This window comes from Kribbella sp. NPDC005582, assembly GCF_040605415.1.
In the GTDB taxonomy this organism is placed as follows: domain Bacteria; phylum Actinomycetota; class Actinomycetes; order Propionibacteriales; family Kribbellaceae; genus Kribbella.
The window spans coordinates 441,986-457,350 of the sequence record NZ_JBEXCU010000002.1; the positions used below are offsets into that span (position 1 = coordinate 441,986).

Genomic DNA, 15,365 nt, shown 5'->3' on the forward strand with positions numbered 1-15,365 from the left:
TAGCCGAGCAGGACGGCGACGAGCAGCCAGGAGATCACCAGGCGCGGGGTCTGGTTCATCGGGAGGCCTCCACAGTGGGTTCGGACGGCTCGTGGAATTTCGCGGCGACGGGCCGGATCAGCAGGTTCGCGACGAAGCCGAGCGCGAGAATCCCCACCATCGTGAACAGCGCCGGGCGATAGGCCGTCGCGGTCAGCGTTCCCGGCTTGCCCTCGCGGTCGAGGAAGCCGTTGATGATCAGCGGACCGACCACGCCGGCAACCGACCACGCGGTCAGCAGCCGGCCGTGGATCGCGCCGACCTGGTACGTGCCGAAGAGATCCCGCAGGTACGCCGGGACGGTCGCGAACCCGCCGCCGTAGAACGAGATGATGACGGCGGCGAGCAGCACGAAGACCGCCGTACTGGTGTGGCCGATGGTTGCCAGTAGCAAGTAAGCGATGATGCCGACGCCGAGGTACAGCGCGTAGATCGGTTTGCGGCCGATCACGTCCGACGTACTGGACCAGCCGAAGCGACCGGCCATGTTGAAGATCGAGAGCAGGCCGACGAAGCCGGAGGCTGCGGCCACTGCGACGGTAGAGGTGCCGCCGGCGCCGCGGAAGAAGTCCTGGATCATCGGGCTGGCCTGCTCGAGGATGCCGATGCCGGCGGTGACGTTACAGGCCAAAACCAGCCAGAGCAGCCAGAACTGCGGAGTGCGGATCGCGTTCGCCGCGGAGACGTTCGAGGTCGTGACAAGCGCCTTGCGCTCGACCGTCGACGGGTCGAAGCCGGCCGGCTTCCAGCCCTCGGCGGGAACGCGGATGTTGAAGACGCCGAACATCATGATCACGAAGTAGCCGAGGCCGAGCGTGAGGAACAGTGCGACCAGCGCGTGCCCGTCAGCCACCGACTTGCTGTTGTTCGGGTCGTAGCCGGAGTCGTACAGGCCGAGCAGTTGGCGCGACAGCGGGCTGGCGACCAGCGCACCGCCGCCGAAGCCCATGATGGCCAGCCCGGTGGCCAGACCCGGCCGGTCCGGGAACCACTTGATCAGCGTCGAGACAGGGGAGATGTAGCCGATGCCCAGTCCGATACCGCCGATCACGCCGTACCCGAGGTAGAGCAGCCAGAGCTGGCCGGTACCGATGCCCAGGGCACCGACCAGGAAGCCCGTGGCCCAGAAACAGGCCGACACGAACATCGCCTTGCGTGGACCGCTGCGCTCGACCCAGGTCCCGCCGATCGCGGCGGACAGGCCCAGCATCACGATCGCGATGCTGAAGACCACGCCGACCGAGGTCAGACTGGCGTCGAAGTGCTTGACCAGCGAGGTCTTGTAGACGCTGGTGGCGTACGCCTGGCCGATACACAGATGGACGGCGAGGGCGGCCGGGGGGATCAGCCAGCGGCTGTATCCCGCGGGCGCGACCGTGTGCTCCCGGTCGAGGACCGACAAGATGCTCATGAGCGCATCCTGCTGGAGTTGTATGCATTTTGTGAAGAGTTGTATTACCTTCTCTGCGCGATCGTGTCGGTCGGAGAGGACAACCGGCCCCGCGAACTGTGAGACTGGGCCCATGGCGATCTCGGCGAAACTGTTGGGCGAGGACGAGTACGTCGTCGTCAGCACCCGGACGCACTGGAAGGCACTGATCTTCCCGGTGTTCCTGCTTCTGCTCGTGGCCGGCGGCGGTGGCTTCCTCGCCGCGATCGTGCCGACCGGGAACCTGCAGACCCCGGCCCGGATCGCGATCCTGGCGGTCGGTGTGGTGCTGCTGGTGGCGTTCGCGGCCAAGCCGTTCCTGAACTGGTTCTTCTCCACCTACACGCTGACGAACCGGCGCCTGATCACCCGGCACGGCATCCTCACCCGGACCGGCCGGGACATCCCGCTGATGCGGATCAACGACGTCTCCTACGAGCACGGTCTGATGGACCGCATCCTCGGCTGCGGCACGCTCCACATCGAGTCCGCCGGCGAGCGCGGTCAGGTCGTACTGCCCGACGTACCGCATGTCGAGCACGTGCACCTGCAGATGTCCGACCTGCTCTTCGGCGGCCCCGAAGGGCGTCCCGGCGACGGCATCCTGGACGACGAGCAGCCGCCCGAGCATCAGCGTCGCCAGCCGAAGCCGATCGACCCCGACGACGGCGGCACGATCTTCAGCTCCGACCGTTGAGAAGGCGCCGCCCCCCGACTGTGGGGAGCGGCGCCTTGTCTCACTGGATGAAGAGCAGCCAGTCACCCGCCGGGCGGGTCCGGCAGCTGTAGTCCCAGCCTTCACGCTGGTAGGTCTGGCCGGCATCGATGCACTTGTACTGCGTGGGGTAGGTGCCGACGTGGGTCCAGGCAAAGGCCGGGAGCGCGATGCCCGTGAGGGCTGCGCCTGCGGCGACGATGGTCAGGGCTCGCACAGCGTGCTTACGCATCTGCGGGTTCCTTCCGCTGGGGCGAACTTCGGATGCTCCAGAGCATTCGCGGTCGCCCGGCCCCGGACAAGCGAAAGGTGTGGCCAGTAGTGGTAGTTGACTACTACCGGACAACCGGCACGTCGCCGGTGTCGGGGTCGAGGTCAACGGTGGTGACCGGGGTGTGCGGGTGCTCGATCTCGTCGAGCAGGATCTCTTCCTTGAAGACGAACTTGCGGTAGGACCAGAACCGGAAGAGGGTGCCGAGGCCGAGGCCGACGAAGTTGGCCGCGATGTTGTCGGACAGCCAGGTGTGCAGGTCGAGCACGTAGCGGGAGAAGGCCAGGCAGCCGGCGGCGATCAGCAGGCCGATGCCGTTGAGCACGAAGAACAGCACGTACTCACGCTGCAGGCCGCTGCGCTCGCGGTGCCGCCAGGTCCAGTGCCGGTTCCCGAAGTACGTCGCGACGGTGGCGACCGTGGTCGAGATCAGCTTTGCGGTCAGCGGCTTGTGGTGCAGCATGCCCTCGCCGGAGTCGGCGAGCACCAGCGGGTTGTCGAAGACCAGCCAGTTGTAGATCGGCAGGTCGACGATCAGACCGAGCAGACCGACCAGACCGAACTTGGCCACTTCGTGCACCAGGTGCTCGACCTGGCGGTACAACTTGGTGACGAGCTTCAACGGTCTGAGGCACTTTCTGTGATCGAGCCGCAACGCGGGGGGCTCTACCACGGTACCCGGCGACATGTCCCCGACCGAAATCGCCAGCGTGCCCCGGTGGCCGCCGTACGGAGGGCGATCCGTGGACATTAGGCTCCGGTTCGTGAAGTTTTCGCGAGATGAGCTGCCGGTCGGCACCCCCGTGGTCGGCATGGTCGGCGGCGGGCAGCTGGCCCGGATGACGCAGGAGACCGCGATCGCGCTCGGCGTCCAGCTCCGCGTGCTGGCAGAGGGACCCACGGTTTCCGCTGCGCAGGCGGTGGCGGACGCGCCGGTCGGCGACTACAAGGACCTCGAGACGGTACGGCGGTTCGCCGCGGAGTGCGACGTGGTCACGTTCGACCACGAGCACGTGCCGACCGAGCTGCTGCGGACCCTCGAGGCTGAGAACGTAAAAGTTTTCCCCGGGCCGGACGCGCTTGTGCACGCGCAGGACAAGGCGGTCATGCGGAGCCGGCTGGACAGCTTCGACGCGCCGTCGCCGGCTCACCAGGTGGTGGAGTCGGCGGCCGAGGTCGCGGACTTCGCCAAGCGGGTCGGCGGGTTCCCGATCATCCTGAAGACCACCCGCGGCGGGTACGACGGCAAGGGCGTCTGGTTCGTCGACGGGCCCGATGACGAGGCGATCGCGACCGCCTTCGGCAGCGGCGTACCGATTCTGGCCGAGGAGAAGGTCGACTTCGTCCGCGAACTGTCCGCGATCGTGGCGCGCTCACCGCACGGGCAGGCGGTCGCATATCCGATCGTCGAGTCCGTCCAGCGCGATGGGATCTGCGTCGAGGTCACTGCGCCTGCGCCCGGGCTCTCGGCCGATCGCGCGGCCCAGGCTCAGCAGACCGCGCTGCGGATCGCCGGTGAGCTCGGCGTGGTCGGCATCCTCGCGGTCGAGATGTTCGAGGCTCGGGACGGGCGGCTGCTGGTCAACGAGCTCGCGATGCGACCGCACAACACCGGCCACTGGTCGATCGACGGCGCGGTCACCTCGCAGTTCGAGAACCACCTCCGCGCGGTTCTGGATCTGCCGCTGGGATCGCCCGCTGCGCGTGCGCCGTACACGGTGATGGTGAACGTGCTCGGCGGCGATGTCGAGGACATGCACCGCGGGTTGCTGCACTGCATGGCGCGCGATCCGGGGCTGAAGGTGCACTTCTACGGGAAGTCCGTGAAGCCGGGGCGCAAGGTCGGCCATGTGACGGCGTACGGGGACTCGCTGGAGGAGACTCGGGAGCGCGCGCGGCACGCGGCGGCGTATCTGACCGGCACGATCGACGAATAGGAACTTGCTGTGATCGGGATTGTGATGGGGTCGGACTCGGACTGGCCGACGATGCAGGCGGCGGCCGAGGTGTGTGTCGAGTTCGACGTGCCCTTTGAGGCAGATGTGATCTCCGCGCACCGGATGCCGACCGAGATGATCGACTACGGACGGTCAGCACACGAGCGGGGGCTCAAGGTGCTGATCGCGGGCGCCGGCGGGGCCGCGCACCTGCCGGGCATGCTGGCGTCGGTGACGCCGCTGCCGGTGATCGGCGTACCGGTACCTTTGAAGTACCTCGACGGGATGGATTCGCTGCTGTCGATCGTGCAGATGCCGGCCGGGATTCCGGTGGCGACGGTCTCGATCGGCAACGCCAAGAACGCCGGGCTGCTCGCGGTGCGGATCCTCGCGGCCGCGGACGAGAAGCTGCGGGACAAGGTGATCGCGTTCCAGGAGTCGCTGGCCGAGATGGCTCGCGGGAAGGGCGCTACCGTGCGTGACGGCGCGGCAGGCCTGCGTAAATCATGACCGGCAGCCGGTTTTTCACCGGCTGCGCGGGGTAGTCGTCAAGATCCCACCCGTTGTCGTCTAAGGTCGTCGATCGTGACTCCGCCCACTGATTCGGACACACAGCGCATCCCGGTCCGGTACTGGATCTGGCTGTTCGGTGCTGCCGTCTCACTCCTCGGCGACCTGACGATCACTTTCGCGATCGGCTGGTCGGCCAGTAAGCACGGCGGCAGTGTGGCCGGTCTGATCCTGCTGCTCGCTGCCGCGCCGCGTGCTGCGCTGCTGCTGGTCGGCGGCGCCGTCGGCGACCGCTTCGGCGCGCCACGTGTGCTCCTGATCAGCTGTACGGCGATGTTCGTGCTGACGGCGGCACTGGTCCCGGCGACGCTTGCGATCGGCGAACCGATCGGACTGCTCATCTGCATTGCCCTGGTGGTCGGTGTGATCGACGCGTTCTTCCTGCCGTCGTCGCGCGCCATGCCGCGCCTGCTCGTCCCGCCGCAGCAGGTCCCGCGTGCACTCGCCAGCTTCCAGGTCACCGGTGTCGTCTTCGCAGTCACCGGTACGGCGGTCGGCGGCATCCTGGTCACGTGGTCCGGCCTGACCGCGGCCGCCGCCTTCGACGCGATCACCTTCGCGATCATGATCGTCGTACTGCTGGTGCTGCGAACCACCACCGCCCCGGCGCCACCGAACCAGGCCGGCATCTTCAAGTCGATCGCCGAAGGACTCCGGATCGCCTTCGGCAAGCCGCTCACCCGAGCCCTGCTGATCACCATGACGCTCGCCGCCGGCCTCTTGATGCCGATGGACTCCCTCGTCCTCCCACTGCTCGCCCGCCACCACGAGTGGGACGCCAAAACCGCCGGTCTCGTCATCGCCACCCGCAGCCTCGGCGTCGGCGTCATCTCGGTCCGCATCCTCATCCGCGGCGCCTTCCAGCGCCCCGGCGTCGTAGCCATGCTCGGCCTCTTCGGCGCCTCCCTCGGCTACATCGGCCTCTCGCAGGTCGACTCGATCCCCCTGACCATCGCCGCCGCCATAGTCAGCGGCATCGGCGTAGGCGCCTTCACCGGCCACGTCCTGCCGCTCCTGATGAACTCGGTAGACCGCGGCTACCAGTCCCGGCTGCAGTCCGTCATAGTCCTCTGCCAGAGCCTCGCGCTCGTCGTCATGAACCCATTGCTCGGCTGGATCTCCGACCAGTCCGTAGGCATCACCGGCGTCTGCTTCGGCATCGGCGTCGCCGTAGCCCTCATCGGCGCCACGGCGTTGACCCGCCGAGTAATCCGCACCGCCACCGTCTCCTGACCCCCGCCGTACGCTGCCGTGCTGCACTCGTCGTACGCGCAGCTTTGTGCACCCACCAACCATTCCGCCGGGGTGTGGATGGTTGGTGGGTGCCCAAGGTCCGGCTTCGTGCCCAAAAGTGGGTACGCGTGTCTTTGGGCGCGGGGTGGGGTAGGTCTGGCTGAGGTGCGGTGGCTGGCTGACCATCAGCTGTGGTGGGCGCAGGTGCGGCTGAGGTGGGCGGGTAGCAGCCGGCCCGTGCTGACTATTTGGTGGGCTGACCCATTGGGTTGTGGGTGGGCCAACTGCGTGCGGCTAGCCCACCCACAACCTTGTGGGTGGGCCTAGCAAATGGGGCGAGAACCTACGGCTTGCCGGGGGCTCGGTAGGTCCAGCCGGCGGCTCGCCAGGCGGCGGCGTCGAGCAGGAGGCGGGCGTCGATGATGACCGGCGACTCCACAGCACCACGCAGCGCGGCGGGGTCGAGCTCGCGGAACTCGGGCCACTCCGTCAGGTGCAGTACGGCGTGCGCGCCGACGCAGGCTTCGGCGGCGGACTCGGCGTACCGGAGTGTCGGGCGGACTCGGCGGGCGTTGTCCATGGCTTCGGGGTCGTAGACGGTCACCGTGGCGCCGTGGAGGGAGATGCGGCCGGCTACGTCGAGGGCGGGGGAGTCGCGGACGTCGTCAGTGCCGGCTTTGAAGGCGGCGCCGAGGACGGTGACGTTCTTGCCCATCCAGACGCCGCCGAGCATCTCGTGGGTGATGTCGACCAGGCCGGCGCGGCGGCGCTGGTTGATGTCGTCGACCTCGCGGAGCAGGGTGATGACCTCTTCGACGCCGAGCTCGCCGGCGCGGTGCATGAAGGCGCGCAGGTCCTTCGGGAGGCAGCCGCCGCCGTACCCGGGGCCGGCGTAGAGCATGCCGCGGCCGATCCGCTTGTCGTAGCCGAGCGCGTCGGCCAGTTGCGTGACGTCGGCGCCGGTCGCGTCGGCCATCTCAGCGAGGGCGTTGATGAACGAGATCTTGGTGGCCAGGAAGGCGTTCGCGCCGCCCTTGACCAGTTCGGCGGTCGGCAGGTTGCAGACGACGACCGGCGTACCTTCGCTGATCGGGGTCGCGAAGACCTCGCGAAGCCGCGCCTCGGCGGCCTCGGACTGCACCCCGAAGACCAGGCGGTCCGGGTGCAGCGTGTCGTCGACGCCGTGCGCCTCGCGGAGGAACTCGGGCTGCCACGCGATCTCCACCGCCGTACCGGCCGGGGACTCGGTGTGGAACCGCCGCTCGACCATCTTCGACGTACCGACCGGAACCGTGGAGCGGCCGACCACCAGCGTCGGCCGGGTGAGCAGCGGCGCGAGCATCGAGATGACCGAGTTGACCTGGGTGAGGTCAGCGGCGTCGCTGCCGTCGATCTGCGGGGTGCCGACGCAGATGAAGTGCACGTCGGCCCAGTCGGCGATCTCGGTGTAGTCCTTGGTGAACCGCAGCCGGCCGGAGTCGACGTGCTTCTTCAGCAGCGGGTCGAGGCCGGGCTCGTACAGCGGCGCCTTGCCGTCGTTGAGCAGCTTCAGCCGGTGCTCGTCGATCTCGACCCCGATCACGTCGAAACCGAACTCGGCCATCCCGGCCGCGGTGTTCGCGCCGAGGTAGTTGGTGCCGATCACGGCGATCCGCAGCGGGCGGGAGGTCGCTTCACTCATGTCCGGGACTCTACCCATCCCGGTTAGCAACCGGTGACCGGCTCATGTCCGGCGGCTCTCGGACCGTGCGGGGTTGATCACTTTCGGCGTCCGGCAACTCCCGGTACGGCGCTGTCCGTCGTACTGTGAACTCGTGAGTAACTCATTCGACCTGTACGCGCTGTCCGAGGAGCACGAGGCGATCCGGGAGGCGGTCCGCGACGTCTGCGACGCCAAGGTCGCGCCGAACGCCGGTGACGTGGACGAGCTGGCCGAGTTCCCGAAGGCGTCGTACGACGCGCTCAAGGCCTCGGACTTCCACGCCCCGCACATCCCCGAGCAGTACGGCGGCGCCGGGGCGGATGCACTCGCGACCGTGATCGTGATCGAGGAGGTCGCCCGGGCCTGCGCCTCGAGCTCACTGATCCCGGCCGTCAACAAGCTCGGCTCGCTGCCGCTGCTGCTGTCCGGCTCGGAGGAGGTCAAGCAGGCCTACCTGCCGCCGGTGGCCGCCGGTGACGCGATGTTCTCGTACTGCCTGTCCGAGCCCGAGGCCGGTTCGGACGCCGCGTCGATGAAGACCCGCGCGGTGCTCGACGGCGACCACTACGTACTGAACGGCGTGAAGCGCTGGATCACCAACGCCGGCGAGAGCGAGTACTACACCGTCTTCGCGGTCACCGACCCGGACGCGCGGTCGCGCGGGATCTCAGCCTTCGTCGTCGAGAAGTCCGACGAGGGTGTGTCGTTCGGCGCCCCCGAGAAGAAGCTCGGCATCAAGGGCTCACCGACGCGCGAGGTCTACCTCGACAACGTCCGGATCCCCGTCTCGCGCCTGATCGGCGACCCCGGCACCGGCTTCGGTACGGCGATGGCCACGCTGGACCACACCCGCGTGACGATCGCAGCGCAGGCCCTCGGCATCGCCCAGGGCGCGCTCGACTACGCGCTCGGCTACGTCCAGGAGCGCAAGCAGTTCGGCAAGGCGATCGCCGAGTTCCAGGGCCTGCAATTCATGCTCGCCGACATGGGCATGAAGATCGAAGCCGCCCGCCAGCTCACGTACGCCGCCGCCGCCAAGTCCGAGCGCGGTGACGCCAACCTCACCTACTTCGGCGCCGCCGCCAAGTGCTTCGCCTCCGACGTAGCCATGGCCGTCACCACCGACGCCGTACAACTCCTCGGCGGCTACGGCTACACCCACGACTACCCAGTCGAGCGCATGATGCGCGACGCCAAGATCACGCAGATCTACGAAGGCACCAACCAGGTCCAGCGCATCGTCATGGCCCGCCAGCTCCTCAAGGGCCTGGTCTAAAGGACACCGCCTCCGGCGCCGACAGTTCCTTTGGCGCCTCCGGCGCGGCACGCAACGTAGTCACACCCACCGCCCAGCCGCGGCAACAGGTGGTGGGTGGCCCGGCTGGCGCCGGATCCGAGCAGGCGACCGGCGTTTCAGCGGGCGTCGTACCGAACGGAGCCACTGCTGTCGTACTGCTCGCTAGCCTGGTCACGGTTGCGCTGGGTGCGGCCGCCAGGTTGGCCGGGCGCATGACAGTGGCAGATTCACGTCACGGCTAGTGTCTGCCTCAGTCCTACGCTCGCTCGGCGCGTCGAGTGTTGGTCAGCCGTTCCAAGGGAGGCGGCGCATCAGTTCGTCGTGTGCAGGTGTCATCCCTCGGGTTGCCATGACGCGGACCTTCCTCAGATTCGAAAGTGACAGCAGCGGTGTGTAGTCCAGGTCGTCGACCGTCAAGGTATGGAGCAGAAGCTGCTCGAGTTGGGGCATCTGGGCAAGGAACGCGACCGACCGAAGGCGGACGTTCCGTGGAGCCATCCAGTCGCCACCGATTTCCAAGTCTTTGACTGCTCGCATCTCTCCAACAGGACTGCCATCGATGAGACCCTGAAGGCCTTCGACCTCAAGCGTTTCCACGCGTTGGAGACCTGCAAGATGTGCCAGGCTCCGGACCTTGCTGGCTCCTCCGAGGATCAGGGTGTTCAGCTGGGACATGCTGCTCAGAGCGGAGAGGTCGTCGTAGTCACCCCACTTGACTTGAAGAGAAGTCAACTGATGCTGATCGGACAGGGCGTCGAAGAGCCGCTTGGGTGTCCGACTCGTTAAGCGGAGCGATCGGATCGGAGTCGGACCCGATCTGAAGAACGCGATCCATTCGTCGACGATCTGGCGCTTGCGCCGCTCTGAGTAGTCAGAACCGAGCTGGGTTGCGGCAATCATGACCGCGGGTTCGCCGGAGTACTCGGCGACCTCAACGAGATGCTTCCGTTCGTTAGGCTCGCGATCTCGTGACACGGCGACATTCTCGCACCGGGCAGCCCATCCAAGGACGTCCTGCAGGTCAGGGCACATTGGCGCCCTGACTTGTGTCGGTTCGGTGGGGTTCCCGTACGGCGGGGGAACGGCGATGCTGGGCGGATGGGGATTGTTGGGCGGGGGCGGGAACTCGAGGCCTTGCGGGACTGGCTGGAGGAGGCGCGGGCCGGGCGTGGGCGGGTGGTGGTCTGCGGTGGGGAGGCCGGGATCGGGAAGACGCGGCTGGCGCAGGAGTTTGCTGGGGGTGCGCTGGCGGCGGGCGCGACGGTGGTGTGGGGCCGTTGTGTTGAGGGCGAGGGGGCGCCTGTCTACTGGCCGTGGCGGCAGGTGCTGAAGGCATTGAAGGCCGACACCAGCGTTCTGACGGGTGAGGCGGGGGACCGCTTCGGGTTGTTCGAGGCGGTTACCGAGGCGATCGAGGAGGCCGCCGGTTCGCAGGGGCTGGTGGTGCTGCTGGACGACATTCACCGCGCCGACGAGCCGTCCCTGCTTGTGCTGCGCTACCTGGCCGATCAGGTCGGCAACCTTCCGGTGCTCATCGTCGCGACCTGCCGTCATGACGAGCGGCCGCCGCAACTGGCGCAGCTTCCCGCGGCGCGGCTGGATCTCCATGGCCTGGACCTTGCGGCCGTTCGCGAGCAGTTGCCGACGGCAACGCCACAGCAGGTTGATCATGTCTTCGCGATTACCGGCGGCAATCCGCTGTTCGTCACCGAGGTGGCGCGCGCTATCGCCGACGGCTCGTGGCGACCGGACCGGCCACCTCGCACCGTGCTGGACATGGTCAGCAGCAGACTCGATCGCGTCACCGGCGGCTGTCGCCGGATGGTGCAGGCGGCCGCGATCGTCGGCCGCGAGTTCCAGCTCGACACCGTTGCCGCGGTGCTGGGCGACTCGGTGGCGCAGTGCCTGCCTCTGGTTGACGAGGCCATCACGTTCGGCTTCCTCGATCAGAACCTCCGCTTCGTCCATGCGCTGACCCGCGACGCCGTCGAGGCGTCTCTGAGCACCGCCGATCGAGCCGCACTGCATCGAAGCGTCGCCGAAGTTCTGGAGCAGCAGTACGCCGGCAACCTGACCGAGCACCTCGCCGACATCGCCCGCCACCGTGCCGAACTGGCACCGTACGGTGAAGGGGCGACGGCGCAACAGTGGCTGGTGCTCGCCGCGGACGACGCGGTCCGGCGGCTCGCCTACGAAGAAGGTGTCCGCCTTTACCAGGCTGCGCTGGAGATCGCCCCGACACAGGCTGATGAACGTTGCTCCCGGCAAGTAGCCCTGGGCCGTGCTGCCTACCTCGCGGGAGACTTGCCGACCGCGGTGAAGGCGGCGGTCGACGCAGCGGCAGCCGCACAGGATGCGGAGCAGAAGGCCGAAGCCGCGCTGGTCCTCGAAGCGGTCCCCGACCCCGCCATCAACGCCACCCTCAAGCGCCTGTGCGAGGAAGCTCTTGGTGCGGAGGTCGGCGACGCGACCAGAGCAAGGTTGCTGGCTCAGCGCAGCCATTTGGCCTTCTATGACGGCGAGCAGGACCGGCTCGACAGCCTGAGCCGGCAGGCGCTCAAGCTGGCCCGCGGCGCGAACGACGACCGGGCGCTGGCTGATGCGTTGCACGCCAGGCAAGAGGCTTGTCCCGGACCGCGTGGCCGTGCCGAAAGATTGCTCCTGGCAACAGAAATGCTCGAACTCGCCCAGCGCACCGGCAATCCGCGAGCCGCGATGTGGGGTGAGCTCTGGCGGCTCGATGCCCTGATCGAGAGCGGCAAGCTCGCCGCCGCGGCCGAGGAACTCCCTGCTCTCAAGGTTGCCGTCGATCGCGTCGGCGGTCCGGTCAGCGCCTGGCACCACGACCGCGTCGCCGCCTGCATCGCTCAGGCCCGCGGCCGGTACGCCGAGGCTGCCGCGATCGGCCGGCGTGGATTCGAGCGGATGCGCGTGGTGGAGCCCGCCCCTGCGACTGGTGCCTACTTCGCCCTTCTCATTGCCATGGCGGGCCATGTCGGCGTCCTGGCCGAGGTGGTCGGCCAATCGTTCGACCCGCCGCCACGTTTTGCGACCATGGCCCACCTCTCCCGCGCCTACCTGTACTCGTGCACCGGCCGCAACCACGAGGCGGCAGCGTCGTACCGGCAAGCTGGTCCGCTCGCTAGCTGGTCGCTCCCTGCCTTCTTCGTCCTGCCCGGCTACGTGTACGCCGCGCTCGCCTGTGTGGGCATCGGCCGGTACGACGATCTCGAGGAACTCCTCGACCGCCTGGAGCCGTTCCGTGGCGAGCATGCCGTCGGCAACGGAGTCGCCTACCTGGGGCCCGTCGAGCTGACCCTGGGCCGGGGCGCCGCCGTACTGGGGCGATTGGATGACGCGATCGACGATCTGGCTGCCGCGGTCCACCAGGCCGGGTGCGTTGGCGCACCGGGGTTCCTGGCGGAGGCGCAGTACTACCTCGCCAGGGCGCTCCGGGACCGCAACCAGCCGGGTGATCGCGCCCGTGCCGACGCCGCTGCGCAGGACGCCGCGCGGCTGGCCGATTCCCTCGGCATGACCAGCTTCCAAGACCAGCCCCGTACGGCGCTGAGCGCGCGCGAGACCGAAGTCGCCCGGCTGGTCGCCACCGGTCTCACCAACCGGCAGATCGCGGCCGAACTCGTCATCTCCGAACGGACCGCGCAGAACCACGTCCAGCACATCCTCACCAAACTCGGCTTCGCCACCCGCAGCCAGATCGCCAGCTGGGCGACCCGCGGCGAAGTGAGTACCCCGATGAGTGATTCGGCGGATTCGCGGTCGGCGGCCGGTTCGTAGCGTTACTCGTGCGGCCGGAACCGGTCGCCCGAGCAGAGGAGCCAGTCATGCAGTGGATCGCAATCGCCACCCCGCCGTTCGCCTCCATCGACCAGTTCGACAAGGTGATGGAGAACGTCGGCGCCGAACCCGACGGCCTGCACGCCCGGTACGTCGGCACCTCCGACGACGGCCTGCGCGTCGTCACCTTGTGGGAATCGAAGGCCCACGCCGACCGCTTCATGGCCGAACGCCTCGGCCCGGCGCTCGCCGCCGCCCTCGGCCCGGAGCCGGCCGGCGCCCCGACCGTCCTGGGCATCGACGTGGCCCGCATCTACACCCGCTGACCCGAACCACCGAGGAGGCGGTTGGCGAGGTCTTCGGCTTGGTCGAGCCAGGTGGCGCGTTGAGCCGCGTCGGCGTCGGCGACCACGCGCAGGACGATTCGTTCGACTCCAGGGCTGCCGAGGTACGGCGGGAGGCAGCGGCGCCAGATGGAGTCCAGCGGGTCGCCGAAGAGGTCGTTCTCGCGGTCCTGGGTGGTGTCGGAGGTGTTGATGACGAGGACTTCGCGGAGTGACAGCAGAGATGTGGGGGCGCCGCCGGCGTCGTCGAGGCGGTAGGCGACGCCGGGGACGAGGACTCGGTCCATCCAGCCGGCCAGGATCGCTGGGGGTTTGCCCCACCAGTTGGGGTGGACGACTACGAGGGCTGCTGCGGCGGTTAGATCTTGCCGGTGTGCGGCCAGGAGGGGGTCGTTGCTGGCGGCAAGCACTTGTTCGGCGGTCTGGCCGCTGGTGTAGGCCTCTTCGGCGCGCAGTACGGGATCGAAGTTTTCGGCGTACAGGTCGTGGAGGTTGACGCGCAGGCCCCGTCGGTTCAAGGTGGCCACGATGCGGTCCGTCAGGGCGTGGTTGAAGCTGCCCGGTCGTGGATGGGCCACGAGGACCAGTGCCGATTGTTCAGCTGTCATGGTTGGACACCGTGTAGGTCAGGTTGACCAGTTGTCCGCGCTGCTCGACGGCTGTCAGGCGCAGACGGTCTGCTTCGAGGCGGCGAGGCAGGAGTTGGGTGCCGTTGGCAAGAGCCACCGGTGCGACGCCGATAGTGATTTCGTCGAGGGCGCCGGCGTCGAGGAACTGGCCGGCGAGCTCGCCGCCGCTGGAGATCGCCACGTCCTCGGCGCCCGCCGCAGCCAGGATTGTCTCCAGGTGGTCTTCGACGCGCCCCTGGACGAAGCGCACGTCCGCGCCGGCGGGAGCAGGTAGCTGCCGGGCTGTGAAGACGAAGACCGGCCGCGACGCGTAGTACGTCTGCCAGGTGGCCGGCTCGGCCAGCATGTTGGCCGACTCGAGCAACCACTCGTACGTCGTCGATCCGGTCACGACCACGCCGACGCCATCGAGGACGTTCGGCGGCGGACCGTCGCCGCGATCGACGCCGTACAGCCAGCTCACTGAGCCTTGCTCGTCGGCGATGTAGCCGTTGAAGGAGGCCGCCGTACGGTAGCTGATCTTGGTCATCGCACTACCTTCCGATGAGATTGCTGGCGGTGTGGGCGATCAGCTCGTCCATGGCGGTGCCGTCCATTGCCGGGGGTTGGAGCATCAGTCGGTGCACGCCCAGGTCGGCGTACCGGCGGGCTGTGTCCGGGTCGGGAACGCGGTTCGGGGTGATGGTGATCTCCAGGTCGCCAAGAGCGGAGGGGCGCTCCCAGCGCTTCGATGATTCGCGAAGGTCGGCTAGCGCGGTCGCTGTCTGGTCGACGTCGAGATCCCAGCCGTACCAGCCGTTTCCGTGCTCGACGGCACGCCGGTACGCCGCCGGTGATTGGCCGCCGACCACGATGGGCGGATGGGGTCGTTGGGTCGGGAGTGGTCGTTCGAAGACGTCGCTGAAGGCCACGAATTGTCCGACGAAGCGGGGCGCGGGCTCGTCCCACAGGACGCGCATTGCGGCAAGGTACTCGTCGGTGCGGGCTCCTCGCTCCGACAGCGGTACGCCGAGAGCAGCCAGTTCGGGCTCGACGTAACCGACACCGATTCCGACGGTCAGCCGGCCGTTCGAGAGGTGGTCGATCGAGGCCCAACTGCTTCGCCAGCAGCACCGGCTGCCGCTGGGGCAGCACGATCACTCCGACGCCCAACCTGATCCGTTGGGTCAGCGCGGCCAGGTGGGCGAGCGCGATCAGCGCCTCGATCCGTGGCTGGTCCCGGGACATGTCGTCGTTGTCCGGCAACGCGATGTGGTCACCGACCCACAGGGATTCGAACCTGGCCTCCTCGGCCAGCTTGGCGCGCCGGGCCATCGTCGCCGGATCGGCGCTGCTGCCCCGATGCAAGCCGAACAACCCGATCTTCAGCTCGTCCGTCATTCCGCTCCTCACGCCCGCGTA

At 68.1% G+C, this 15,365-nt stretch carries 15 protein-coding genes and 1 pseudogene; 7 read left to right on the forward strand and 9 right to left on the reverse strand.

What is annotated here, in order from left to right; all coding sequences use genetic code 11:
• Nucleotides 1–55: 55 nt before the first annotated feature.
• Nucleotides 56–1,450: an OFA family MFS transporter gene (locus tag ABZS29_RS13600; protein WP_355461626.1), complete on the reverse strand. Its 1,395-nt coding sequence runs from the start codon at nucleotides 1,448–1,450 to the stop codon at nucleotides 56–58.
• Between the two features lie 112 nt (nucleotides 1,451–1,562).
• On the opposite strand from ABZS29_RS13600, the gene ABZS29_RS13605 reads away from it, so the two are divergent.
• The gene (locus ABZS29_RS13605; protein ID WP_355461628.1) at nucleotides 1,563–2,165 is read left to right on the forward strand and encodes a PH domain-containing protein; all 603 of its coding nucleotides are present in this window, start codon (nucleotides 1,563–1,565) and stop codon (nucleotides 2,163–2,165) included.
• Nucleotides 2,166–2,205: 40 nt separating this feature from the next.
• Here ABZS29_RS13605 and ABZS29_RS13610 read toward each other — a convergent pair whose 3' ends face one another.
• Together ABZS29_RS13610 and ABZS29_RS13615 are read right to left on the reverse strand one after the other, a co-directional pair.
• Nucleotides 2,206–2,415, reverse strand: coding sequence for a hypothetical protein (locus tag ABZS29_RS13610; protein WP_355461630.1), 210 nt, complete (start codon nucleotides 2,413–2,415; stop codon nucleotides 2,206–2,208).
• A 103-nt stretch (nucleotides 2,416–2,518) separates the two neighbouring features.
• Nucleotides 2,519–3,076, reverse strand: coding sequence for a GtrA family protein (locus ABZS29_RS13615; RefSeq protein WP_355461631.1), 558 nt, complete (start codon nucleotides 3,074–3,076; stop codon nucleotides 2,519–2,521).
• Nucleotides 3,077–3,218: 142 nt separating this feature from the next.
• Between ABZS29_RS13615 and ABZS29_RS13620 the strand changes: the two genes are divergently transcribed.
• The 3 genes from ABZS29_RS13620 (at nucleotide 3,219) to ABZS29_RS13630 (ending at nucleotide 6,194) form a co-directional block, all read left to right on the forward strand.
• Entirely contained in the window at nucleotides 3,219–4,391 is a 1,173-nt protein-coding gene (locus tag ABZS29_RS13620) for a 5-(carboxyamino)imidazole ribonucleotide synthase (protein ID WP_355461633.1), read from the forward strand.
• A 24-nt stretch (nucleotides 4,392–4,415) separates the two neighbouring features.
• Nucleotides 4,416–4,901, forward strand: a complete 486-nt coding sequence (gene purE, locus ABZS29_RS13625) for a 5-(carboxyamino)imidazole ribonucleotide mutase (protein ID WP_355463170.1) — start codon at nucleotides 4,416–4,418, stop codon at nucleotides 4,899–4,901.
• Nucleotides 4,902–4,976: 75 nt separating this feature from the next.
• On the forward strand, nucleotides 4,977–6,194 hold the full coding sequence (locus tag ABZS29_RS13630) for an MFS transporter (RefSeq protein WP_355461635.1): 1,218 nt from the start codon (nucleotides 4,977–4,979) through the stop codon (nucleotides 6,192–6,194).
• A gap of 343 nt (nucleotides 6,195–6,537) precedes the next feature.
• Here the strand turns inward: ABZS29_RS13630 and ABZS29_RS13635 are convergent, their stop codons facing one another.
• Nucleotides 6,538–7,875: a UDP-glucose/GDP-mannose dehydrogenase family protein gene (locus tag ABZS29_RS13635; protein WP_355461637.1), complete on the reverse strand. Its 1,338-nt coding sequence runs from the start codon at nucleotides 7,873–7,875 to the stop codon at nucleotides 6,538–6,540.
• A gap of 133 nt (nucleotides 7,876–8,008) precedes the next feature.
• Here ABZS29_RS13635 and ABZS29_RS13640 point away from each other — a divergent pair, with 133 nt between their 5' ends.
• Nucleotides 8,009–9,172: an acyl-CoA dehydrogenase family protein gene (locus ABZS29_RS13640; RefSeq protein WP_355461639.1), complete on the forward strand. Its 1,164-nt coding sequence runs from the start codon at nucleotides 8,009–8,011 to the stop codon at nucleotides 9,170–9,172.
• 306 nt (nucleotides 9,173–9,478) lie between these two features.
• Here the strand turns inward: ABZS29_RS13640 and ABZS29_RS13645 are convergent, their stop codons facing one another.
• The gene (locus ABZS29_RS13645; RefSeq protein WP_355461640.1) at nucleotides 9,479–10,168 is read right to left on the reverse strand and encodes a hypothetical protein; all 690 of its coding nucleotides are present in this window, start codon (nucleotides 10,166–10,168) and stop codon (nucleotides 9,479–9,481) included.
• A gap of 123 nt (nucleotides 10,169–10,291) precedes the next feature.
• Here ABZS29_RS13645 and ABZS29_RS13650 point away from each other — a divergent pair, with 123 nt between their 5' ends.
• Nucleotides 10,292–12,991: an AAA family ATPase gene (locus ABZS29_RS13650; protein WP_355461642.1), complete on the forward strand. Its 2,700-nt coding sequence runs from the start codon at nucleotides 10,292–10,294 to the stop codon at nucleotides 12,989–12,991.
• Between the two features lie 47 nt (nucleotides 12,992–13,038).
• The gene (locus ABZS29_RS13655) at nucleotides 13,039–13,317 is read left to right on the forward strand and encodes a hypothetical protein (RefSeq protein WP_355461644.1); all 279 of its coding nucleotides are present in this window, start codon (nucleotides 13,039–13,041) and stop codon (nucleotides 13,315–13,317) included.
• Here the strand turns inward: ABZS29_RS13655 and ABZS29_RS13660 are convergent.
• From ABZS29_RS13660 to ABZS29_RS13675, 4 genes and pseudogenes are all read right to left on the reverse strand, one after another.
• On the reverse strand, nucleotides 13,305–13,943 hold the full coding sequence (locus tag ABZS29_RS13660) for an NAD(P)H-dependent oxidoreductase (RefSeq protein ID WP_355461646.1): 639 nt from the start codon (nucleotides 13,941–13,943) through the stop codon (nucleotides 13,305–13,307). The genes ABZS29_RS13655 and ABZS29_RS13660 overlap by 13 nt on opposite strands.
• On the reverse strand, nucleotides 13,933–14,493 hold the full coding sequence (locus ABZS29_RS13665) for a dihydrofolate reductase family protein (protein ID WP_355461648.1): 561 nt from the start codon (nucleotides 14,491–14,493) through the stop codon (nucleotides 13,933–13,935). The genes ABZS29_RS13660 and ABZS29_RS13665 overlap by 11 nt, the downstream gene beginning before the upstream one ends.
• A 4-nt stretch (nucleotides 14,494–14,497) precedes the next feature.
• Nucleotides 14,498–15,049, reverse strand: coding sequence for an LLM class flavin-dependent oxidoreductase (locus tag ABZS29_RS13670; RefSeq protein WP_355463172.1), 552 nt, complete (start codon nucleotides 15,047–15,049; stop codon nucleotides 14,498–14,500).
• 19 nt (nucleotides 15,050–15,068) lie between these two features.
• Nucleotides 15,069–15,344: pseudogene (locus tag ABZS29_RS13675) on the reverse strand (LLM class flavin-dependent oxidoreductase); the annotation flags it as partial.
• Between the last annotated feature and the right edge of the window lie 21 nt (nucleotides 15,345–15,365).